Below are 23,124 nucleotides of genomic sequence, written 5' to 3' on the forward strand. Positions count from 1 at the left end.
ACAAGATCTTGCCACTAAATGGCTTTGGTCTTATAATAACGAAAGACCAAATATGGCTATAAGCGGTATAACGCCAATACAAAAATTAGCTTTAGCAGCTTAACTCTCTACTCTCTACTGCGATTAAAAATGGGGGGATTACCATAGGAAAACTACCGATTACCCCTATTACTCCATACATATGACAAATTAGTTCTTCTATTCCGCTAACCCGTACCTCACCATCATAAGGAGTAATTATATTATAATTTTTTGATCGATAGTTTTTATATGTATAATTTCTGCATTATTATTTACGGCATATTTAATTTCTTTTGCATAATTTACATATTTTGTTTCTAAAAAGTTTTTAAAAAATACAGTAGATTTATATGGATTTTTAGTAAAATTGTTTAAAACCTTATCGCTATTAATATTAAAATTTTTTAGATAAATTTCCTTTCTCATAATACACAGTCAGTATCTTTAAATCTTTTTTATAACTGAGTTCCAATTTTTAGAAGCATTAATAATACCGAAAGGATCTACATATTTTGTATCTACTAAATATAAATCTTTTTTTTCTTTCAACCAGCCAGTTAATTTAACGATTTTATTGTTTAAATTTTCTAATTTTGCTATACAAGTTTTTTCATCTAAAGTTTTCCTCCAAACATCATAGCACGCATTATTATAATCAATATTAGTATCTTCAATGATGAAATAGCCCCCTTCTTCAAAGATATTATTATGAAAATATTCTAAAATACCTATAGTATTAATATGAGCATCTTCTATTAAAAGTATAGGGTGTACTATCTCAGATATTTTTTCTTTTGGGAATATCGCTTCTACTTTATTAGAATCGTCTTGTAAAAATTCTATTCTATTATCTTCTTTTACAGTTTGATCAATATTTTCAAAATCGATATCTATACTAATAACTTTACCGTCTTTTACCGATAAACTTTGTATGTCCGCTAACCAAAGGGCAGAAGCCCCTTTAAAACTTCCAAATTCAATTATGGTCTTGGGCTTTAATTCTTGAATTAAACCTTGAGTAGTGACAATCTGAAAAGGACTTTTTTGTAATGGTATATTTTTCCAATTAATATCACAGCTATTTTCGGCGATAGAATGCCAAAATGATTCAGGTAAATCGCTTGTTGAAGCTCTATTATTTATAGATACGAATCTCTTTGGTGGTGCGGTATTATTTAGAAAATTTAACATATATTTCCAATCCTAAGTTAATATAGCTATTGTAATACATACTTTAGATTCCAAAGTCAACAGCTTTTTTAAATTAAAAATTGAAAATAAGAAAAGAAATCTTGATAACTATACTTCAAGTAAATGAATAGGATATAGTGTTGTTGTGTTAATACCCAAGCCGTCATTACGAGCGAGCATTGTTGCATGGATAGGTGTCATTCCCGCGAAAGCAGGAATAGGGTAAAGCGAGATAAATCGAGCTTTTAAAAAAGCTTAAAAAACTAGATTCCTGCTTTCGCAGGAATGACATAATTAGCTTGGAATGTCGATGAGTATTAAGACAAATATACTTCCTTATCTAAAGTATCTTCGCTGTTATCTATAATCATAGTAATTGTTGCATCGCCGGTAATATTGATGGTAGTACGGAGCATATCAAGTATTCGGTCAATACCGGCAATAATTGCTACTCCCTCTATAGGTAAGTGAACCGAAGAAAGAACCATAGGAAGCATTATCAAAGAGGCACCGGGAATACCGGCGCCGCCGATAGATCCAAGTGTTGAAGTGAGAATAATTACTAAATAGTCGTGAGGAGCAAGCGTTACTCCCATCATCTGAGCAAAGAATATAGTAGTAAGAGATAAATTTATAGCAAAGCCGTCCATATTAATTGACGCACCTATCGGAAGTACGAATGAAGTACTAGACTCTGAAATGCCAAGCTTTTCACGACAAACTTGCATAGTAGTTGCAAGAGTTGCTTTACTACTTGAAGTAGAAAAAGCAAGTATCTGATACTCAAAACTTTTCTTATAAAAAGGTATAGGGGAAACACGGCAGAATACATATATAAGTAAGCCAAAAACTAAATATTGGAATGTCATTGCCACAACTACCGCTACAACAAGTTTTGATAAACTAATCATTACCTCAACTCCCTGCATACCTACAATCCAGCCTGTTAAGGCAAAAGCACCGTAAGGGGATAATTGAATAACAAACGATATCATTTTTAATATTAATTTTGACATGACATGAATTAAATCAGTAATAGGTTCACCGATAGACTTCATTTTGTTTAAGGTAATCCCAACAAAAATAGCAAAAAATACAACTTGCAAGACATCACCGTTTGCAAAAGCCCCAACAGCATTATCAGGGACGATATTTACAAAAAAATCAATTATATTAAATGAAGTTCTGCTTGCCGTTCCTGAAGAGGTGAAATCTATATGTATGCCTACTCCAGGCTTTAATACTAAAGCAACAGTGAGTCCAAAAACCGTGGCAAAAAAAGTAGTACCTAAAAAAGCTGCTACCGCTTTCATTCCTACTCTACCGAGTGCGGAAGTATCATTCATGCTAGTGATACCGGAAACCAAACTGAAGAAAATTAAAGGGGCAATGATCATTTTTATCAAACGTAAGAAAATGTCACCGATAGGTTTAATATAATTAACATATTGTGGTAAGTATATACCAAATATAATACCTAAGATTAACCCTAAGGTAACTTTTTGCCATAATTTCATAATTTACTTACTTAATTTTAAAATTTGTTCAACTATAAGTTTATTTACCATTTCGGTCAATCCATTCTAAGTACTTTTGAAAGCCATAGTCAATATTTATTTTTATTATTTGCGGTAATTCATAATTATGAATTTCAAGGAGTTTATTTTCAATTTCATTATAATTAGAAGTTTTTGCTTTAATTACAAGTCTATATTCGGTTTCTAAAGTTACTCTACCATCCCATCTAAAGTAACTTTTGACATCGTCAATTTGAATGCAAGCAGCAATGTTTGATTCTAACAAAACAGATGCTATTTTTTCGGCAATTTGCAAATCATTAGTAGTGGTTAAAATTAAACAATAAGCCTGCACTTCTAAACCTCAACAAAACAATTAGGCGTTTCAAATAATTTAAGGCTAGCGACGAAAAAATTTTGATTTACGAAAAGCTTAGGAAAAATTTCATTTTTTAAATGCGTCGCTATATTTTCTGCAGTCGGGTTATTTCGCATGTAATATATTTTTTGACCGGTACAATTTTCTATTTGCCGCCCCATTTCCTTATCATCTTGATGTAGGATTAAGCTATGATCAAAATTTTCGTCAATCCATTTTTTAGCCAAATCTTTAATTAGACCAAAATCGATTACCATACCGAGTTTATCGGTTTCGTTCGCGGCTATAGTTATCTCAAGAACATAACGATGACCATGTAAAAACTGACATTTATTTTGATGTCCAATAATTCTATGTCCTGCATCGAATTCAATGCGACGAGTACATTTTATCATTAATTATAACTCCGAGCAAATGAAGAATTGATAAAGAAGACTTAGTAGACGAGTATACTACAAATTTAACAATAACTTTTCAGGATTCTCAATAAGTTGCTTAATTTTTACTAAAAATGATACTCCTTCTTTTCCATCAATTATACGATGATCATAAGATAAAGCTATATACATCATCGGGCGTACTTCAATTTTACCGTCTATGACCACAGCTCGCTCTTCGGTTTTATGTAAGCCTAAAATACCTGATTGAGGCGGATTAATAATCGGCGTGGATAATAATGATCCATATACCCCTCCGTTGGAAATCGAGAATGTCCCTCCTGACAAATCAGCCATAGAAAGCTTACCTTCACGAGCTTTTTTAGCTAAAACACCTATAGCTTTCTCTACTTCGGCAAAGCCCATTTTATCGGCATCTCTAACGACAGGTACAACAAGCCCTTGCTCTGTCCCGACCGCTACCCCTATATCGTAATAATTTTTATATACTAAATCATCGCCGTCAATTTCAGCATTTACCGAAGGAATAAGCTTTAAAGCTTCAACGGTTGCTTTAACAAAGAAAGACATAAACCCAAGTTTTACGCCGTGCTTTTTCTCAAATTCTTCTTTATATTGATTACGCAAGGCAATTACTTTTGACATATCGATTTCGTTAAAAGTAGTCAAAATAGCTGCCGTATTTTGTGAATCCTTTAAACGCTGTGCAATAGTTTTACGCAAGCGTGACATGCGAACACGCTGTACTCTATCTTCGTTAGTTTTGTTTACTGTAGGATTAGGAGTAGCGGTAGCTGGGGCGTTTAGTGTTTCAAGCACATCGCCTTTGGTAATTCTACCGTCTCTGCCTGTTCCTTTTATATTATTTGAATCAAGCTTATTTTCGGTAACTAATTTCTGCACGGAAGGAGCAAGAGTATTATTAGCCACGGCAGGTTTTTCTACAGGCTTTTCTGAAGTAGGTTGTGCTACCGGTTGAGGTTTAGGAGCTTCATTATTGCTACTTGCAGTACTTGCAACCGCTCCTTCATTTATTTCGCCTATTTCTTCGCCAACTAGCACATTTGCACCGTCAGTTTTCGATATTTTACCTATAGTACCACTGCAAGGAGCATTAACTTCTAAAGTTACTTTCTCAGATTCAATTTCTAACAGTAATTCATCGGTTTTAACTGAATCACCTTCTTTCTTATACCACTTGGCAATAGTCGCTTCCGTTACGGACTCCCCAAGTGACGGTACTATTATTTTAACACTCATAATTTATTTTACTCCTAAAAATACGATTCCTATGTCATTCCCGCGTGGCATTGTTGCGTGGACCGGTAAAATCCACTGTGTCACCCCGTGGCTTGACCACGGGGTCCAGTTAAAAATACTAAAATTTTAGTATTTTTAAGTTGTATTTTTGGATACCGCGATCAAGTCGCGGTATGACAATGGAGGATTCCCGCCTACGCGGGAATGACATTAAGAACCACAATATTCACACCTTTAATGCTTCTCTTAATAGCTTATCCTGCTGTTTATTATGTACTTGCAGCGAACCTACTGCCGGAGAAGCTGATTCCTCTCTGCCTACATATTTAAATTCGTTATTAATTCCTGCTTCTTTTAAAGCATCATTTAAGTGAGAAATTATATAACGCCAAGCTCCCATATTCTTTGGTTCTTCCTGACACCAAATAAAATCCACGGCTTTATTATATTTTTTTAATAGCGATGCTACAAGTTTTTTTTCAAAAGGGTATAATTGCTCAAGCCTGACAACTACTATATTACTATTATTGCCACGCATTTCAAATAGATCATAATACACCTTGCCGCTACATAAAATTACTTTAGTAATATTGTTTGCATCTACTTTATTTATTTCATCTAAAACCGGTAGGAAAGTAGTATTTTCGCCTAGCTCATCAAGTTTAGATACGGCATATTTATGACGTAATAACGATTTTGGCGACATTACAATTAACGGTTTACGGGTATCATCAAGTATTTGGCGACGTAGCAGATGGAAAATCGAAGCCGGAGTAGTTGGATATGTAACATACATATTATCCTCTGCGGCTAATTGTAAGAATCTCTCAAGTCTTGCCGAGCTATGCTCCGGTCCTTGCCCCTCAAATGCGTGCGGAAGTAGTACCACAAGCCCACTCATACGAAGCCATTTAGTTTCGCTGCTTGAAATAAACTGGTCAAAAATAATCTGAGCTCCATTAGCAAAATCACCGAATTGTGCTTCCCATAAAACTAAATTTTTTGGATTTGCTAACGAATAACCATACTCAAAACCAAGCACCGCATATTCCGATAAATTACTATCGGCTACCTCGTATTTTGCTTGGGTCTTAGATAAATTATTTAGAGGTATATAGGTAGTATCGTCAATTTGGTTGTGCAATACTGAATGACGATGTGAGAAAGTACCGCGTCCGCAGTCTTGTCCCGTTAATCTTATATACGTCCCAGCGTTAAGCAGCGTGGCAAAGGCTAGCTGCTCAGCCGTCGCCCAATCAATAGGTTGATCAGTCGTTAGAGTAGTTTTTCGAGCATCAAATAATTTTATAAGTTTTGGATTAACGGCAAAATTTTTCGGTATCTCGCATAGTTTAGTTCCTAAATCTTGCAAGGCTTTTTTACTAACACCCGTTATTGCAACTTTGGTACAAGTACGAGAAATACCTTGCCATAACCCGCCTAAGAAATGTGCTTCTGGCTTATAATTCTTCGCTTGCTCAAACTCTTTGTCTAGCTTTGCTTTAAATTCTTCTTTTAATTTAGGAAAATAATTATTATCAATTATACCGCTTTTTACTAGCTCATTTGCATAAATATTTCCGGGCGTTGGTTTGCTTTTAATAATGTTATACATTTTTCCTTGTGTATACATCGGCTCATCGCCCTCATTATGCCCATATTTGCGGTAACAAATAATTTCCACTACAACATCTTTGCCGAATTTCTGCCTGTATTCTACCGCAATATTGGTTGCTTTTAACACTGCTTCTATATCATCGCCGTTAACGTGTAAAATCGGAGCAGCTATGATTTTAGCAAACTCCGTAGAATATCTACTAGCCCGAGTATCCGCAGCATTTGCCGTGAAACCTAATTGATTGTTAATGACAAAATGCAATATTCCGCCGATATCATAAGCAGCGAGCGGTGACATCGATAAGCACTCTGCAACCACGCCTTGACCACAAAAAGCAGCATCCCCATGCACTAAAATAGCCTTAACTTTACTGCGTTTAGTATCTCCAAGAATATCCTGTTTAGCCCTTACTTTCCCTGCAACTATAGGATTTACTGCTTCTAAATGTGAAGGGTTATCGGCTAATGATAAATGAATTTTCTTATCCCCTATGACTCTATCAGAAGAATAGCCTAAGTGATATTTTACGTCACCCGAAACATTTAGCTCCTCAGGGAATACGCTACCGCTTATAAAACCTGCAATAACGGCTTTATATGGTTTACCGACTACTTTAGTCAGAGTATTTAACCTCCCTCGATGTGCCATACCGATGACAATTTCTTCAACGCCGTAATTCATAGATAAGTCAATAGCTTTGCTCATGGCAACTATAGTGCTATCTCCGCCCTCAACAGAAAAACGCTTAGCTCCAGGAAATTTTGTATGTAGATACTGCTCAAACCCTTCTACTTCTACTAAATCAGTTAAGATAGTTTTTTTGTCTTCAGAAGAAAATATAGTTTCGCTTTCTAGCTGACTGTATAACCAGTTTTTTTCTTCTACATTTTCTATTTGTTCAAACTCTATAGCTATAGAATTTGTATAAACTTTATCGAGCTTAGTAACTAATGCAGATAATTTACAGTTCCAATTACCGACAAATTCATCCGTAATATTGATATTTTCTTCTAACTGGCTACTATCAAGACCAAAAGTTTCTATATTAAGCTTTAAATCATTCTTTGTTTTGCGTATCTCAAGACCAAGCGGATCAAGATTTGCTAAATAATGAGCATGCTTGCGATAGGCATTAATCATTTCTTTAGCTTTTAAACTATTGGAAATATGTCTACTATTTAAGCTTTCAGAAGATAGATTGTTATTTAACGATTCTTTTTTTATTTCATCAGGAATAATTATTTTTGCCGTACTTTTATTAAGCAAAGTTTCATTATTATCTTTGAGCTTAGCAAAAAATTCTTGCCAAGTTTGATCAACTAAAGCAGGATTTTTTAAATATAGCCTATATAGCTCTTCAACAAAAACAGCGTTCCCGCCAAATAAAAAGCCTGTTTTTTTTAAATACTCTTCCATATTATTTGTTTATATTGTTTGATTGCACATAATATGTCATTCCTGCGAAAGCAGGAATCCAGTCCTTTTTGGTGTCATCCCGCGACTTGATCGCGGGATCCAGTTAAAAATACTAATATTATTAGTATTTTTTAATTGTTTTTATGGATACCGCGGTCAAATGACATTATAAATATTTCCCATCTAAATATTTTATATAAACTTCCGGGTTAATCTTATCCTCACCGCTTGCTACCTTTAATAAATCAGCAGAGTTTTTTAACGAACCGAGATTTCTAAAATTCTTATTCAGATAATTATTTAGATTACTAAAATCACCCTTTAATATATCATCTTTTATACTCGGATGTATCTGTTTTACTTTCTTCATCACCATTGATGCGATAATTGCTCCGTTTGTATAGGCGGGAAAGTAACCGAAATTTCCATGTGACCAGTGAATATCTTGAAGACAGCCGTTACTGAAACTTGCCGGTTTAACGCCTAAATATTCCTGCATCTTACTATCCCAAAAGTTTGGTAATTCATCAAGATTCAAATCACCGCCTATTAGCAGCTCCTCTATCTCAAAACGTAATATTACATGCATCGGATAAGTTACTTCATCGGCATCCACTCTTATAAAATCAGGCGTAACTCCTGTCATTGCTCTATATAAATTTTCCGCTGAATATTCTTCGCTTTTAAAAGCAAATTCGTCTCGAAGTAATTTAGCTAAAAATTCCGTAAATTCTCTTGATCTACCTACTTGCATCTCCATAAATAAAGACTGACTCTCATGGAAAGCCATACCTTTAGCACGTCCTACCGGTTGTCCTTTGTACATTTCTGGCAAATTCTGCTCATATAAAGCATGTCCTGTTTCGTGAATAATTCCCATTAGACCGCTTATGAAATTGTCTTTGTCATATCTAGTAGTTAAGCGTATATCGTTCGGCGTGCCGCCGCAGAAAGGATGAGTCGATTCGTCTAAGCGTCCTTTGTTAGAGTCAAACTGCATAATTTCCATAATGCGTTTTCCAATACGCTTTTGCATCTCAGGAGCTAGCTCGCTGCTTTTTACTAATTCTTTTTCGCTTTTTTGCTTTTCTAAAACTTTATTTATAAGTTGTGGGAGTTCGTTTTTAAGTACTGAAAAAACTTGTTTGATCTCGCTACTTTTTCTGCTTGGATCAAACATATCTATTAATGAGTCGTACAATCCGCAATTAAAAACATCTGCTCGTGCTTTTGCTACTTCTTTCGTATAATCTAAAACTTTTTGTAAGTGTGGTTTGAATAAATTATAGTCGTTATTTTTTCTTGCTTCTCGCCAAACAAGTTCAGCTTTAGTAGTAGCAGCTACCAATTTCTTTTGTAGCTGCTCATCGATACAATTCGCATCTATTATTTGTCTCTCAATCTCTCTAATATTAGCATTTTGCCAATCGTCAAGGTTCTTTGATTCTTCTTTTGCCTTGCTAAGTAGCTCTTTCAGCATAGGAGATTTGAGCATAGAATGAACGAGCGACGTTAAAGTTACTATTTCGTTACTGCGACTTTCTCCTGAACCTATAGGCATATTTACGGCGACATCCCAGTATAATATGCTCAGGATATTATTAAAATGAGAAATGGTTGAAAATTCGTTTTCTAATTTTGTGTAGTTGTTCATATTTTCCCTACTATGTCATTTCCGAGTGACGTTGCCTGCATGGAGGCCTAATCGTCATTGCGAGCAGCCTGTGTGGCAATCTCGTCAAATATCCTGAGATTGCTTCGTCAATTGCTATGCAATTTTCTCGCAATGACGTTCATTACAAGTGCAGCAACTCCTTTGCCGCTTTTAAACTTGCCTCGGTAATTGTTTTACCTGAAATCATGCGGGCAAGCTCCTCTTGTCTTTCACCTAAATTTAAAGCTTTTACCGTTACTTTTGTTTCTTTCTCTAGCTGTGTTTTCTCAACTTTTATATGCAAATCTGCTTTACCTGCTACTTGCGGCTGGTGCGTAATAACGATTACTTGAGTAACGCTACTGAGCTTTTTTAATCTCTCACCTACTTTATCTGCAACCTCTCCGCCAATCCCGACATCTATTTCATCAAATATAATAGATTGTTTTACCATTTTATCAAACAAAGAAGTTTTTAAAGCTAACATGAACCTAGATAATTCACCGCCGGAAGCGATTTTATTAATTGCTTCTGCTGCCATCCCTGGGTTAGTAGAAGCTTTAAACACAATATCATCATTACCGCCGGATGTCGGTTCTTTTTTAGCAGTTATTTCAATCTCAAAAATTGCTTTCGCCATTTTAAGCTGTTTTAGCTCCTGATGCAATGATTCTTCTAGGTGTTTTGCAGCGATAAGACGCTTTGCGGATAAAGCGTTCGCTAGTTCATAATATTTTTTCTGCAATAGTACTTCTTGAGCTTTTAACTCATTGCTATTTGCTATTTTGTTTTTTAATATACCGAGCTGTTCTAAAGATTTATCTAAAAATATACCTAACTCATCAGCGGGAACATTATATTTACGGCTAATAGCTTTTATTAAAAATAATCTTTCTTCTGTTTCTTCGAGATTATATTCCTCATGATTAAAACTATCTAACAGATTTGATAATTCTTGGCGTGCTTCTTCTAGATTATTATAGGCTTCTTCTAAATTTGTAGCGATAGCTTCAAAACGCTTATTATCGCTTTGTCTTGCTAATAATTTTTCTGCTCTATTAATTGATGTATTTATTTCAGGGTTATTAATCTGTTCTAGAATATCTTTTATTAGCTGTAAATCCTTATCTTTATTTTGCAAATCTTTTCGTATATTTGCGAGTTTCGCTTCTTCGCCTATTTGAATGTTTAATTTAATTAATTCTTCCGTTGCAAAACTTAAATACTCAATTTCTTGGTCTATAGAATTTTGTTTAAGTGTTATTTCGGCAATTTCTTTCCGAGTATCTTGCCAAGTCTGATAACATTTGGAAAGCTCTGCTCGAAAGTCCAAAAGGTTTCCGTAACTATCTAAAATATCACGCTGCGTATTTACCTCTAGAAGAGAAATATTATTATTTTGTCCATGAAGTTCAAATAAAAGAGTAGCTAATTGCTGCATGATAGCCTTATTAACTACTTGATTATTAATGAAAAAATTTTTTCGTCCTTCAGCTTTCTGCAAACATTTTACAAGCAATGAATCTTCAGGCTCAATAAAATTTTGGATCAGAAAATTTTTTATTTCTTCATTTAAAGAGAATATTATATTAACAACAGCGTAATCTTTTCCACGCTTTATTATATTATTTGAAGTTTTATAACCTAGGCAAAATAAAATAGCATCAAGTAAAATAGATTTACCGGCTCCCGTTTCACCGGTAATAACGCATAAACCTTTATTAAACTCAATTTCCAGCTCGTCTATCAGAATGAAGTTCTTGACTGAAAGACTATGAAACATAGTTATATACTCGCTGAATTTGAAAAAGCTGCATTGCATGGCCATTATGTCATTCCCGCGTAGGCGGGAATCCAGTTCCTTTCGGTGTCATCCCGTGGCTTGACCACGGGATCTTGTATCATAGACTGTGTCCTGAGATCCCGCAATCAAGTTGCGGGATGACATTAAAGATTGCTGGATTCCCGCCTACGCGGGAATGACATAAAACGCTTTTTTAAGAGCCGTGCATTACTTAACCAACTTATATGCATAACTATACCACTGACTATCAGGGTAGTTGTAACCTAGCACGGAGGCATATTTTTTTGCTTCATCCGGCAGTCCAAGCATCATATAGCTTTCGGCTAAACGGTAAAGAGCTTCTACCGAGTGAGAAGTAGTTTGATAATTATCAATTACCTCTTCAAACCTATTAATAGCTGCCATAGGGTTCTTTTTCTTTAAGTAGAACCTTCCTACCGTCATCTCTTTACCTGCTAAATGATCGTTTACTAGGTCAATTTTTAAAGATGAATCAATAGCATATTTGGTATTAGGGAATTTTGCTATTACGTCTTCAAAGCTGTCTTTAGCAAGGAAAGTTCTAGACTGATCATGGTTTACGTCTGAAATTAACATGTAATATGATAGAGCTTTAAGATAATATGCATAAGCAATATCAACATTTGCGGGATGTAAATTAATGAACATATCAAGCACGTCAATTGCTTCTTCATATTGAGCGGCAAGGAATAAAGAATAGCCTTGCATCAATTCAGCTTGCGGGGTCATTTCATTACCGGGATGTTGGTAAAATACTCTTCCGAACCCTTCTGCAGCTTTCTTATATTTTTTCTTCTCAAGTAAAGTAAGACCTTCATTATAAAGAGTAGGAATAGGAACTACTATGTCATCGCTGTTTTTTTTGCTTTTACAGCCACTTAAAGATAGTCCTATAATGAACAGGACACTTAATAATTTTGCTAATTTCATAAGAACTTAAATTCAGTTAATACCTAAATATACATATAGGCTTAAAGAATTTCAAGGATTCAATTTTTTAAATCTAGTAACTTTGTGTATTTTTGTCTAATAATGCAATTATTATTGCTGTTTATAATAAAATCATATGACTTCTTCTGTAGGGGAATCATTTCCTAATAAATTAATATCGCATTGAGTAAACACATCTTGCATCATACTATTGTTAATCACCTCCTCTATATGGAAGAATTTATTAACTGTACTTAACGACAATATTTTTAAAGATAAAATAGGCTGATTAACTGCTTCGGCATTAATATAAACATCATAAAACTTATGTTTAAATTTTTCATCTTTATAATCATGATATTTTTTTACATGAAATAAAGCATCTAGATATTTATGAAAATTTCTATCTAATATATTATATGGTGCTAGAGTTTTTTGCCATTCACTTTTTTTAAACTCTAAGAGACGTTGTATTTCTTCTTGTTTAATAGAAATAAAGCTCATCCCTACTTTTTGTACTACCCATGTGTCCTCTTTTATTTTTTGTAAGGTATGTTCTGCATATAATAAATTTATTAATTCTTCACTAGTATATTTAGATATTGATCTTAGAGCATTACTGATAGTAGCTTCATATTGTAAAAATAACTTAACTGCGTCTGTATTTCCGCTATTAATTACAAGTTCTAAAGGAGTTCTCTCAAACTTATCAAAACTATCTATTATTGCCCCACTTTTTATAAGACACTCTATAGTTCTTACACAACCATTCATGGCAGCAAAATGTAACGCAGTTTCGCCATTATTATTTTGTATATTAGGATTAGCTCCATAGCTAAGTAATAATGCTACTATAAAATAGTTACCATAATTAGCGGCAAAATGTAGCGGGGTATAGCTATAGATTTCTTTAGTATTAATATTACTCTCTTCATTATCCAAAATATTTATTATTTCTATATGATCATTTTCTACGATTGCTTTAAATAGTACTGAATGATCTTTATCTATAGGCCGCAGAATATTATTAGCTCCATTCTTTAAGAGCATTAATTCCATAGATTTTTGTTCTTTCTGAATTGCATAATATAACGGTGTATTACCGTAACGATCAGGTATATTAGAATTGACGCCTATCTTAAGTAAATATGCTGCTACATCTTGACACCCTTCTTGTACTGCAATATTAACAGCTGTGTTACCATGAAAATCTAAAATATTTAATTCTGCATTATAATAGTGCAATAATTCTACAATATCTTTATGCCCCTTTTTAGCTGCTAGATGTACTAATGCGTTATTATTGTTATTTTTAGCATCTAAATTAAAGTTAAACGGAGTTAATTGATAGATATTTATAGGATTACGCAGTTTCAATATATTAAGTGCTAGTTCTTTATGTTCTGCAATAATTGCAGTATGAGCTATAGAGTTCCCGTGTTGATCTAATATATTGGGATTAGCTCCTTTCTTAAGTAAGTATTTTACTATGTTTGTATGCTCTTCTCTTACTGCTAAATGCAGAAGTTTTTGATCATTTATATTATTAATAACGTTAGCTTTATCTTGTTTGATTATTCTTTTTAATAAATCAAGATCATTGGTTTCAATTACTTGAGTTAAATTTATAGAAGGGTAAAGGAACATCAGATATTTCAAAATTATTAAAAATCGCTAATATATAGACTTTTAATAATAAATCAAGAAAAAACTCTATTATTAGCTTTTACGACGTTTCTTTAATAATTTATTTCTCTACCCAGTGTTCTTTATCATTTTTATGGTATTTTTTTTCAGCGGCTGACCATGCTACTTTGTAAGCAACTGCTTCTCTGGAGTCATTTCTACGTCTTTTATCGGCCTCTTTATACTGAATCAGGTAAATATAAGTCATAGAAGCCTGTGTGCCAAGAGAGAATCTAACAGTCTCATAGAGCATTAAACTACAAAATTCATTTGGTAATCCCCCCATTTTTAATCGCAGTAGAGAGTAGAGAGTTAAGCTGCTAAAGCTAATTTTTGTATTGGCGTTATACCGCTTATAGCCATATTTGGTCTTTCGGTATTATAATACTCAGGGATATGACCTTTATTATCTTGAATATTCGTATCAATGTCATGATATTGAAGCAGTACTTCTATTATTTCCTTATTACCTTTTTCATAAGCATGATGTAGGGGGGTTTTACCCTTAATATCTTGCTTGTTTACATCACATTTTCTATGTAAATATATTCTTACATCTGAAATATTACCTTCTGAGGCAGCGGCATGTAAAGGCGGTAATTGCTTAAATTTCTCTATCTTAATTGTTGCTTTATTTTCTAAAAATTCTCTAAACTCTATTAAAAATTCTAAAATATTCCACATAATATGCTATTTTAAGTTATATGCACGCCTTAATAACATATTATATTTAATTAAACAACTATTAATTGAAAATCTGTTTAGTCATTTCATACCAACAATTTTCAGGAGTGGCAGCTTTACTACTAAAACCGCATATAATTAGATGGTCTTTAGCTCTCGTCATCGCAACGTAGAGTAGCCTTATATATTCCTGTAAGTCTTTTAGTTTTTCAGCTTCTTTTAGTGTTTGTAAAAATTCTGGAGTATCGGCAGCATTAGCAGAAAAAAACATCTGCCCTCTTGCATAACTTGCTTCTAAAGGTAATTTGTACGTCAATCCGGTACTCGCATCCTCACGTACGCTTGTGTATGCTGCGGTGCTGTGTTCCGTGTTTCCTTCAAATTCCTCTTTATTAGCAGGCGTTTGCAAGAGGTCTGCTTCACCTTTATCATCCCAAATAAATTTATTGCTGCTTACCGGCAAAGTAGTAGAATCGCATAGTATAACGATCGGTGCTTCAAGCCCTTTAGAGCCGTGTACGGTCATTACTCTTATTTTGTCCGAATGCTCCATATCACGTTTAACTGTAATGTTGTTATTTTCAAACCAGGCAACAAATCCTTGCAAAGAATTATCTATATCATTCGCATAATTTTTACTTAACTTTAACAGCTCATTTATCATCTCATCGCTATCATAATCATAAATCTCTCGTAAATTTAAGTTATTCACCACTAAATCAAAGAAGTCTTCGGCAGTCGATATTTGATAAATCTCAATTAGAGAATCTAGCTTATTATATATTTTCTCATGAGAAGAGAGTATATCCCATAAGCTATTATCACTTTTATTTACAAGAAGTTCGTATAATTGCTGCTCGCTCATGCCGATAATCGGTGATTTTAGTAAGCCTGCAAGGTTTAAATCATTCTCAGGTAATAACACAAATTTAGCTACCGAAATTAAATCCATTATCGTTAGATTTTCTTTAAGGTTAACCCTATCACTTGTCTCAACTTTAAGCTTTGCTTTGTTAAGCTCTTTTATAAGATTATTACTAAATTCATCTCTTTTCCGTACTAATATCATAAAATCTCTTTCAGATGTTATATTACCAGTAGATGGCAAGATTTCTTTGCTTTCTATTTTTTCTTTTATGAAATTTACGATTTTTTCTATAAGCAAATCGGCGGCAGATTTAGAATTTTCATAATCTTCAGGCAATGCCCAAAAAAGCTCTTCTTGTTTTTCACTCGTTACTAAAGGCCATACCGTTACAGAGCCTTGATGTGTACGAAATGAGGATATAAACGGATTATTTGAAAGGAATAAATTCGGGTAATCAGATTTTATATTTTTCAAAACATTATGAGTAAATTGTAAAATCTCTGCACATGATCTATATGAATATTCAAGGGTGATATTTTTGAATTTCTTATTAGCACTTATAAGGTTTGCTTTTAGTTGCTCATTTACTAAGCTGAAATTAGCAAGATCGGCCCCCTGAAAACTGAAGATAGATTGTTTATCGTCGCCTACTATGAAAATTGTCATCCCGCGACTTGATCGCGGGATCCAGTCTTTTTTTATTTTGTTCTGGATACCGTGGTCAGGCCACGGTATGACATTTTGTTGTCTATCTGCCGCATTAAATTCTGTTATTAAAGTAGTGATAATATTCCACTGCGGGGGGCTTGTGTCTTGGGCTTCATCAACAAGAATATGATTTATCTCGTTTTCAAGTTTGTGTACTAACCATTCATGCGTAGTTTTATTATTCAGTAATTTCTCGGTGTAGTAAATTAAATCGTCGTAATCGAGTAAATTATTTTCTTCTTTATATGAATCGTATTTTTTTAAAATAATATGAGCAAGTTTAGTAAGTAAGTTTGTATGATATTCTAGCTCCTCTATGCGACGTAGCTCATCCAAGCGGTAAATTTCAGAGGTAATTTTTTCTAACTCTAGCAATAATTTAGGATATTTTCTTATTAACTCTTTCGATAAAAGGCTTTTACGTTTTCCTCCGTCTTTCGTAAAAAAAAGTTCTTTCGGTTCTATTTCCAAATCATATTCTAGAAATAAGTTTTTTACCTTATCATAAATATTATTTAATTCTCCTAATGCTAATCTTTTATTGTATATTTCTTCAAGAATAGTTTTATGAGTAAATAACTTTTTGAATTTAATTTTCTGCTCGATTATTTCAGTAAAAATATCTTGCAGTGTTATTTCATGAAAGCGGTTCAGCAAAATTTTAATTAAGTCGTTATGTTCATCGCTTAAGTAAATTTCGTTTCTGATATTTAGAAAAATATCTTGCAGCTTGGTTTCTTCAAGAATTTTAAATTCCGGTGTTATGCCTGCTTCTAAAGGAAAAGTTTTAAGAATTTTTTGACAAAAAGCATGAATTGTATAGATATTTAAAGGCTCATTGCTGTTTAGTATTTTATCGTATAAGGTTTTTGCGTTTTCTATTTCTTGCGGTAGCGGCTTATTGCCGGTCATTAAGAAGAGTTCTTCTTCTAGTTTTTCTGCATTGCAAAGAGAAAGAGACCGAAGTTTGCTATTAATCCTTGCCTGCATCTCTACAGCAGCAGCATTAGTAAAAGTAAGGCATAAAATATTTGAAGGCTCTACGCCCGTTATTAACAAACGTAAAAATCGATCGGTTAGGATTTTGGTTTTACCGGTACCGGCAGACGCCGATACCCAAACGGAATAATTAGGATCGGATGCTTGCCTTTGTAAATCACTCATTATTTCTTTTTTTCTATATTGTGTGGATCATTTTATGTCATTCCCGCGAAAGCGGGAATCCATCATAAACGAGATAAATCGAGCTTTTAAAAAGTCTTAAAGCACTGGATTCCCGCTTTCGCGGGAATGACATAAACTACCTACACAGGAATAACATTACGCCGATAAATCACATATATTACGATTAAGGAAATAGCAAGACCAAACCAAGTTAGGGCGTATTCTAAATGGTCGTTTCTAATAGCTGCTAAATGATTTATCGAAAGCGGTAATAAAATATCTAGATTGCTAATGTCTTTTCCTTCCTTGATAATATAAAAATTCTCTAGATTTAACTCTAAAGTTTCGGATGCAGCTTTTAAATCTAGCGTTAGCCACACATTATTTTTAACGTCATTAGCAGGTAAGTAACTACGAGTTTTTTCAGATGGCATAGTAACGCCGATAATCTCGTGAGGATGCTCGTTTGTAGCTTGGGCAATCATATTTTTATTGCGATTACTAAACCAACCTCGTGCTACTAAAATAATTTGATTTTCTAAAGTTTTAAAGGGAGTCACTAAATAATAGCCGTCTTTTTCACTCGACATTGAACGTCTGCCATATAAATATATGTCTTTATTAGGCAAAAATTGACCGGTAATTTTTACTTTGTGATAAGGTAAACCGTCTTGAATTTCTGCTAAATTAATTGCAGGTGAGGTTAGGTTAGTTTGCATTGAAGCTAAAAATAATTTCTTTTCTTTTAAGCGGCTAAGCTGCCAAAAGCCTAAAGAGATCAGTATTATAAAGGTTATAAGTACAAAGAAATTTGTTAAATTAGTTTTGTTAGTCATGATTATCCAATGTCATTCCCGCGAAAGCGGGAATCCAGAAAAAAGATATTAAATACTGCAAATTTTTGAAATTAAAAGCTCGATTTATCTCGCTTTATGCTGGATTCCTGCTTTCGCAGGAATGACATCGAACACTTTTCTCGAGCCATGCAAGCAACGCTGCCTAGGAATGACATTAATCAAGCCGGTATTAAAATCTTATTTATAAATTCTTTATGTTTTTGCAGCTCTTCTTTAGTAGGTTTAATAACAATAGTAGCTTGTTCTGTTTTGTTATTTACTTGATTAGTTGCTAAGTTATTTATTTCGGTAGATTTATCAATCATCTTAAAAGCAGATTGTCTACCGCCCGTTAGTTCTACATAGACTTCTGCAAGCAATGCTGCATCTTTCAAAGCACCGTGAAGTTGTCTTCCGGAATTATCAACCTTAAACCTTTTACATAAAGCATCAAGACTATATCTTGCTCCAGGAAGCATACTTCGAGCCATAACTAGAGTATCGATAGCATTTGACAGTTCTAAAAGTTTGATTTCAGCTCTTTTTAATAATGATAATTCATGATTTAGAAATCTAATATCGAAAGGAGCATTATGAATAATAAGTTTACTATCAGAGATAAACTCTAAAAAATCATCGGCAATAGTATGAAACAACGGCCTATCCTTTAAAAACTCACCGGAAATACCATGAATTCTATAAGCCTCAAACGGCATGTCTCGCTCAGGATTAATATAAAAATGAAAATGTCTGCCGGTTAATACCTTATTCACCATCTCAATTGCACCGATTTCGACGATTCGGTGACCGCCTTTTGGGTCAAGTCCTGTAGTTTCGGTATCTAAAATTATTTCTCTTAAACTTGACATTCCAAATCCTGTATTATTTTTTAAAATCGTTATTGCTGGTGGGGGAATGACATAAGTGCTATACAACAAGCTTATAATTTCCTTGCAATAACAAGAATTAACTCGGCTATTTGTTTTTCCAACTCTAACATATCAACGCCGCTATTTATAGCAAAATCTGCTTTTGCTATTTTGCTCTCTTGTGACAGTTGAATTTCTTTGATTTTATTATAAATTTCTATATCAAATGAAGATCTTGTTATAGCTCTTTGCATTCTTATTTCTTCAGAACAATGTATTGTTACGACAAAATCAAAATATTTATCAAATTTAGCTTCATAAAGCAGTGGTATTTCGGCAAAACCAAATTTAGAATTAGCGTTTTCTTTTTTAAATAAAATGAGTTTATCTATTAGTAGGGGATAAATAAAATTTTGCAGCTTTTCTCTAGCTAGGCCGTTATTGTAGATTAAATTACTGATTTTTCCAATATTGAAATACTCAAGTTCAGGTAATAATCTTAATATTTGAGTTTGCACGCTCAAATCTTGATATAATTCTTTTATACATCTATCGGCACAAAAAGTTTTATATCCTTTTTCTGCTAAATAATCCAAAATAAAAGTTTTGCCCGAAGCATAGCTACCGGTAATACCTATTGCTAACATTTTGTTATAAAAATTTTATGTTCATTAGCGAGTTTTATAGTTAATTCTTCTTCGACTATAATTACGTTATTTTTCTGAATCGCTACTCCTTTGTAATTATATTTAGCAAGATTTTTTATAGTATTAGGACCAATCGTTGGCATATCTAGTCTATTATCTTGACCTAATTTCGGTATTTTTACTAATACTCCTCCATAAGGATTTTTACGTAAATCTGTACATCTTGCTATTAAATTATCCGTCCCTTCGGCAGCCTCTATACCAAGTATGTAGCCATTTTTAACTATAACAGATTGTGCGATGTCGAATGGACTTAGATGATTTAATATTTGTATTCCAAGCTCAATATCATTTTTATCTGAACTCGTAAGGGTGGTATCGGTTATAATATTGGAGTCACATTGTTGATTTTTATATATTTCATTACTTGAAATTACTTTAAAACCGTAACTTTCAAAAAAATCCGCTACTATTTTTAGCAAACTATCATCCCCTCGAATTTTTTGTCCAAGTATTTTGAAAAGCAATAAACCGCCTATTTTATCTACGGCTAAATTTTTAAAATTCGGTCTATTAACTCCGCCTATAAAAATAATATTTTGTACTTCATTATCCTTGAAATATTTTATAGCTTCCCCGACCATACCGATTTTTAAAACTTTATATTCAAAATTTTTAATTTGATCTATATCGGCTTCGTCTTTAATTGCGGCTATACAACAATTACCGCCTTGCTTTGTATAGTTACCTGCTATTAAGTAAGGTAATGAACCTCTGCCGGCGATAATTCCAAGATTTGGTAGCATAATAAGTTTTTAATTTAGAAGTCTAAACATTTATTATAAGTATATTTTTAATATAAATCTAGAAAACCTTTACATTTTAATCAAATTAAGGCATAATATTTGGTGCTAGTAATAGCTATAGTAATAAACGTAATTTAGAATAGAGGTTGCGGACTCGGGGGCAGTACCCGACGCCTCCACCAAAACTTTCTAAATAACTTGCTCCTAAAGGTAATTTGTACGTCGATCCGGTACTCGAATCCTCACGTACCAAGTGTACGCTGCGGTTCTGCGTTCCGTGTCTCCTTCAAATTCCTCTTTATTAGCTTCGTTATTTAAAGAAGTTTAAATATGTAATACTTCTTAGCAATGCGAAGATCAACTTCAAAAAGAGCAAGGAGTTCACAAGTCGAGGAGCGGAACGTATACTTAATACGTGAGCACCGTAGATCTTGTAGAACGACGTAGCCAATTTTTGAAGTTCATCGAGTATTTTTTGGGGGCGAAATAGGATCGACGTGCCTAATAAAAAGATTGCTTTTACTCGGGATGATTCCGCCGATGGCTTTTGTCATATGGGTCAAAACAAAGAAACGCAAACGATAATAATCGTGTAGGTGCAGCTTTAGCAGCTTAACCTTACGCGGCTTGGGGGTTTGCCGGGCAACAGAAAAACCCTCGCGTATACTCGTTTAATTTGAAAAATTAGCGTCATTGTTTCATATTTTTTGATCCTCACGTACTAATATGTACGCTGCGGTCAAAAAATATAAAATGCCTTGCTCTTTTCCAAATTAAACTCCGTCTACCTATTTTTATTTATTTTTCTCATATGAATACCGAATATAAAAAATTTGTGAATGAATATATGCTAGAATTTGTGAAAAAAATTCTAACAAAAATTCAGCATGAAAAATTATATTGGGATCAGTTAATATATATATCATACAGAACCGATAACCCTGCGGTAATTTTACCCTTAAAAGTTAGGCAAGCATATCCAAAACAGATAACAATAGTACTGCAATATCAGTTTGAAAATTTAATAGTAAATGATACGGGCTTTTCTTTAACAGTAAGTTTTGACGGTGTTAAAGAAATAATTTACGTACCTTTTGATGCACTTATAAGTTTTGTTGATTCCAATAATAATTACAGCCTAACTTTTAAGCAGTCGTTAAATATACAAGAAAATCATCAACATGAAGAGGAAATAAGTAATAATAAAAGTTATAAAACTTCATTATCTCCAAATCCAAATGTTATAATGTTAGATAAGTTTCGTAACTCTTCTAAACCCAAACCTAGTTAATGCCCATATATGGATTCAAAAGTAGTTATATATACTGATGGTGCATGTGCAGGTAATCCTGGTCCTGGAGGATGGGGAGCTTTACTTCAATTTAATGATACTAGCAAAGAAATATTTGGGTATGAGTTAGATACGACTAATAATCGTATGGAAATTATGGCCGCACTTGAAGCATTGAGGATTTTGAAAAAATCTTGTAATGTTGAGATTTATACCGATAGTAAATATTTGCAACAAGGAATTACTGCTTGGATTCATAATTGGATAAAAAATAATTGGTGTAAAAGCAACAATGAACCTGTTAAAAATGCTGATTTATGGCAAAAATTATACGCAGAATTGAGTAAACATACTATTATTTGGAAATGGGTAAAAGGTCATGCAAATAATAGCGGTAATATTGCTGCCGATAAACTTGCAGCGCAAGGAAAACAAACTGCTATAGAAATTTTAAAATGTCGTGGATAGATAAGTTTTTTATTACTTTTTTTCATAAAAAAGTAGGAGAAGATGAGTTTTTGAATCAATATTATGAAAGCCGTAATACTGATTATTTAGGGCGTCCGAGGAGGTTTGTTATTTATAAAAATGTAAATGAACCTACAAAAATTCCGCCAAGTTGGCATGCTTGGTTACATCATTTAGTAAATGAGATACCAAAAAATATTCAACTTTTTCCATGGCAAAAGAATAATAGAGCAGCTAAAACATCATCTAAAATATCAAATCTTAAATATAATAGATGGCAACCGTAACTAAATAACATTAAAAACAATGAAACAGAATATTATTGAAACAATTATCGGCTTTGTAGTATTAATTATTGCTTTGCTATTTTTGATTTTTGCCTACAAAGCAGGTAGTTCTATAACTAGCTCAAAAGGTTATCAGGTAACTGCTAATTTCCAAAGTGCGGAAGGGATAACAGTCGGAAGCGACGTAATGATTTCAGGTATAAAAATCGGTATTGTAAAGAAAATTATTTTAGATCCAAATAGCTTTTATGCGAGTGTATATCTAAATATTAATGATGATGTTAAAATACCTAAAGATTCTAAAGCTCAAGTAGTCACCAGTGGATTACTTGGAGGTAAGTATATTTCAATCGTACCAGGTAATGACGATGAAAATTTAGCGGCTAATGAAGAAATAAGATATACTCAATCGGCAATTAATATTGAATCATTAATTAATAAAATCGTTTCTTCATTTGGTAGTAAATAGTATAGTACCGGACATTTTTTAAAAAGATCTCGATGTCATCCCGGGACGAAGTTCCCGGGATCCAGTTAAAAATACTAAATTTATTAGTATTTTTTATTATTTTCCTGGATCCCGTGGTCAAGCCACGGGATG

22 protein-coding genes, 1 other RNA gene and 1 pseudogene are annotated in these 23,124 nt (G+C 33.4%); 6 read left to right on the plus strand and 18 right to left on the minus strand.

Annotated features, from left to right (window positions below):
- Positions 1–237: 237 nt before the first annotated feature.
- The 8 genes from AC1Z7D_RS00965 to AC1Z7D_RS01000 form a co-directional block, all read right to left on the minus strand.
- The gene (locus tag AC1Z7D_RS00965; protein WP_482601319.1) at positions 238–447 is read right to left on the minus strand and encodes a hypothetical protein; all 210 of its coding nucleotides are present in this window, start codon (positions 445–447) and stop codon (positions 238–240) included.
- An 18-nt stretch (positions 448–465) separates the two neighbouring features.
- Entirely contained in the window at positions 466–1,212 is a 747-nt protein-coding gene (locus AC1Z7D_RS00970) for a CmcI family methyltransferase (RefSeq protein WP_482601320.1), read from the minus strand.
- Between the two features lie 317 nt (positions 1,213–1,529).
- On the minus strand, positions 1,530–2,729 hold the full coding sequence (locus AC1Z7D_RS00975) for a dicarboxylate/amino acid:cation symporter (RefSeq protein WP_482601321.1): 1,200 nt from the start codon (positions 2,727–2,729) through the stop codon (positions 1,530–1,532).
- Between the two features lie 40 nt (positions 2,730–2,769).
- Complete coding sequence (cutA, locus tag AC1Z7D_RS00980) at positions 2,770–3,084, minus strand: divalent-cation tolerance protein CutA (protein WP_482601322.1); 315 nt, start codon at positions 3,082–3,084, stop codon at positions 2,770–2,772.
- Positions 3,085–3,086: 2 nt separating this feature from the next.
- Positions 3,087–3,503, minus strand: coding sequence for a 6-pyruvoyl trahydropterin synthase family protein (locus tag AC1Z7D_RS00985; protein ID WP_482601323.1), 417 nt, complete (start codon positions 3,501–3,503; stop codon positions 3,087–3,089).
- A gap of 57 nt (positions 3,504–3,560) precedes the next feature.
- On the minus strand, positions 3,561–4,766 hold the full coding sequence (odhB, locus tag AC1Z7D_RS00990; protein ID WP_482601324.1) for a 2-oxoglutarate dehydrogenase complex dihydrolipoyllysine-residue succinyltransferase: 1,206 nt from the start codon (positions 4,764–4,766) through the stop codon (positions 3,561–3,563).
- Between the two features lie 226 nt (positions 4,767–4,992).
- The gene (locus tag AC1Z7D_RS00995; protein WP_482601325.1) at positions 4,993–7,800 is read right to left on the minus strand and encodes a 2-oxoglutarate dehydrogenase E1 component; all 2,808 of its coding nucleotides are present in this window, start codon (positions 7,798–7,800) and stop codon (positions 4,993–4,995) included.
- Between the two features lie 166 nt (positions 7,801–7,966).
- Entirely contained in the window at positions 7,967–9,454 is a 1,488-nt protein-coding gene (locus AC1Z7D_RS01000) for a carboxypeptidase M32 (RefSeq protein WP_482601326.1), read from the minus strand.
- On the opposite strand from AC1Z7D_RS01000, the pseudogene AC1Z7D_RS01005 reads away from it, so the two are divergent.
- Positions 9,447–9,601 (plus strand): annotated as a pseudogene (locus AC1Z7D_RS01005) (polysaccharide polymerase); the annotation flags it as partial. The gene AC1Z7D_RS01000 and the pseudogene AC1Z7D_RS01005 overlap by 8 nt on opposite strands.
- On the opposite strand, the gene recN reads toward AC1Z7D_RS01005, so the two are convergent.
- The 10 genes from recN to AC1Z7D_RS01055 all read right to left on the minus strand — a co-directional run bounded on the left by recN (position 9,597) and on the right by AC1Z7D_RS01055 (position 20,477).
- The gene (gene recN / locus AC1Z7D_RS01010; RefSeq protein WP_482601327.1) at positions 9,597–11,237 is read right to left on the minus strand and encodes a DNA repair protein RecN; all 1,641 of its coding nucleotides are present in this window, start codon (positions 11,235–11,237) and stop codon (positions 9,597–9,599) included. The pseudogene AC1Z7D_RS01005 and the gene recN overlap by 5 nt on opposite strands.
- A gap of 228 nt (positions 11,238–11,465) precedes the next feature.
- Positions 11,466–12,209 carry an outer membrane protein assembly factor BamD gene (locus AC1Z7D_RS01015; RefSeq protein WP_482601328.1) on the minus strand — a complete coding sequence of 248 codons (744 nt, stop codon included), beginning with the start codon at positions 12,207–12,209 and terminating at the stop codon, positions 11,466–11,468.
- A 132-nt stretch (positions 12,210–12,341) separates the two neighbouring features.
- Positions 12,342–13,856: an ankyrin repeat domain-containing protein gene (locus tag AC1Z7D_RS01020; RefSeq protein ID WP_482601329.1), complete on the minus strand. Its 1,515-nt coding sequence runs from the start codon at positions 13,854–13,856 to the stop codon at positions 12,342–12,344.
- Positions 13,857–13,956: 100 nt separating this feature from the next.
- Positions 13,957–14,181 carry a ChaB family protein gene (locus AC1Z7D_RS01025; protein ID WP_482601330.1) on the minus strand — a complete coding sequence of 75 codons (225 nt, stop codon included), beginning with the start codon at positions 14,179–14,181 and terminating at the stop codon, positions 13,957–13,959.
- 26 nt (positions 14,182–14,207) lie between these two features.
- On the minus strand, positions 14,208–14,579 hold the full coding sequence (locus tag AC1Z7D_RS01030; protein WP_482601331.1) for an ankyrin repeat domain-containing protein: 372 nt from the start codon (positions 14,577–14,579) through the stop codon (positions 14,208–14,210).
- A gap of 61 nt (positions 14,580–14,640) precedes the next feature.
- Complete coding sequence (locus AC1Z7D_RS01035) at positions 14,641–17,319, minus strand: UvrD-helicase domain-containing protein (protein ID WP_482601332.1); 2,679 nt, start codon at positions 17,317–17,319, stop codon at positions 14,641–14,643.
- Between the two features lie 140 nt (positions 17,320–17,459).
- A complete protein-coding gene (locus AC1Z7D_RS01040) occupies positions 17,460–18,155 on the minus strand; it encodes an SURF1 family protein (RefSeq protein ID WP_482601333.1) in 696 nt (231 codons plus the stop codon).
- 179 nt (positions 18,156–18,334) lie between these two features.
- Positions 18,335–19,024 carry a DNA polymerase III subunit epsilon gene (gene dnaQ, locus AC1Z7D_RS01045; protein ID WP_482601334.1) on the minus strand — a complete coding sequence of 230 codons (690 nt, stop codon included), beginning with the start codon at positions 19,022–19,024 and terminating at the stop codon, positions 18,335–18,337.
- Positions 19,025–19,095: 71 nt separating this feature from the next.
- On the minus strand, positions 19,096–19,671 hold the full coding sequence (gene coaE / locus AC1Z7D_RS01050) for a dephospho-CoA kinase (protein WP_482601335.1): 576 nt from the start codon (positions 19,669–19,671) through the stop codon (positions 19,096–19,098).
- On the minus strand, positions 19,665–20,477 hold the full coding sequence (locus AC1Z7D_RS01055; RefSeq protein ID WP_482601336.1) for an LpxI family protein: 813 nt from the start codon (positions 20,475–20,477) through the stop codon (positions 19,665–19,667). The genes coaE and AC1Z7D_RS01055 overlap by 7 nt, the downstream gene beginning before the upstream one ends.
- A gap of 64 nt (positions 20,478–20,541) precedes the next feature.
- Between AC1Z7D_RS01055 and ssrA the strand changes: the two genes are divergently transcribed.
- The 5 genes from ssrA (at position 20,542) to mlaD (ending at position 22,992) form a co-directional block, all read left to right on the plus strand.
- Positions 20,542–21,137, plus strand: a transfer-messenger RNA (tmRNA) gene (ssrA, locus tag AC1Z7D_RS01060).
- Positions 21,138–21,288: 151 nt separating this feature from the next.
- Complete coding sequence (locus tag AC1Z7D_RS01065; RefSeq protein ID WP_482601337.1) at positions 21,289–21,768, plus strand: ClpXP protease specificity-enhancing factor SspB; 480 nt, start codon at positions 21,289–21,291, stop codon at positions 21,766–21,768.
- A 9-nt stretch (positions 21,769–21,777) separates the two neighbouring features.
- On the plus strand, positions 21,778–22,236 hold the full coding sequence (gene rnhA / locus AC1Z7D_RS01070) for a ribonuclease HI (RefSeq protein ID WP_482601338.1): 459 nt from the start codon (positions 21,778–21,780) through the stop codon (positions 22,234–22,236).
- Positions 22,224–22,523 carry an NADH-ubiquinone oxidoreductase subunit NDUFA12 family protein gene (locus AC1Z7D_RS01075; protein WP_482601339.1) on the plus strand — a complete coding sequence of 100 codons (300 nt, stop codon included), beginning with the start codon at positions 22,224–22,226 and terminating at the stop codon, positions 22,521–22,523. The genes rnhA and AC1Z7D_RS01075 overlap by 13 nt, the downstream gene beginning before the upstream one ends.
- 19 nt (positions 22,524–22,542) lie before the next feature.
- A complete protein-coding gene (mlaD, locus tag AC1Z7D_RS01080) occupies positions 22,543–22,992 on the plus strand; it encodes an outer membrane lipid asymmetry maintenance protein MlaD (RefSeq protein WP_482601340.1) in 450 nt (149 codons plus the stop codon).
- Positions 22,993–23,124: the final 132 nt, after the last annotated feature.

The sequence above is a fragment of the Rickettsia sp. genome (genome assembly GCF_965035265.1).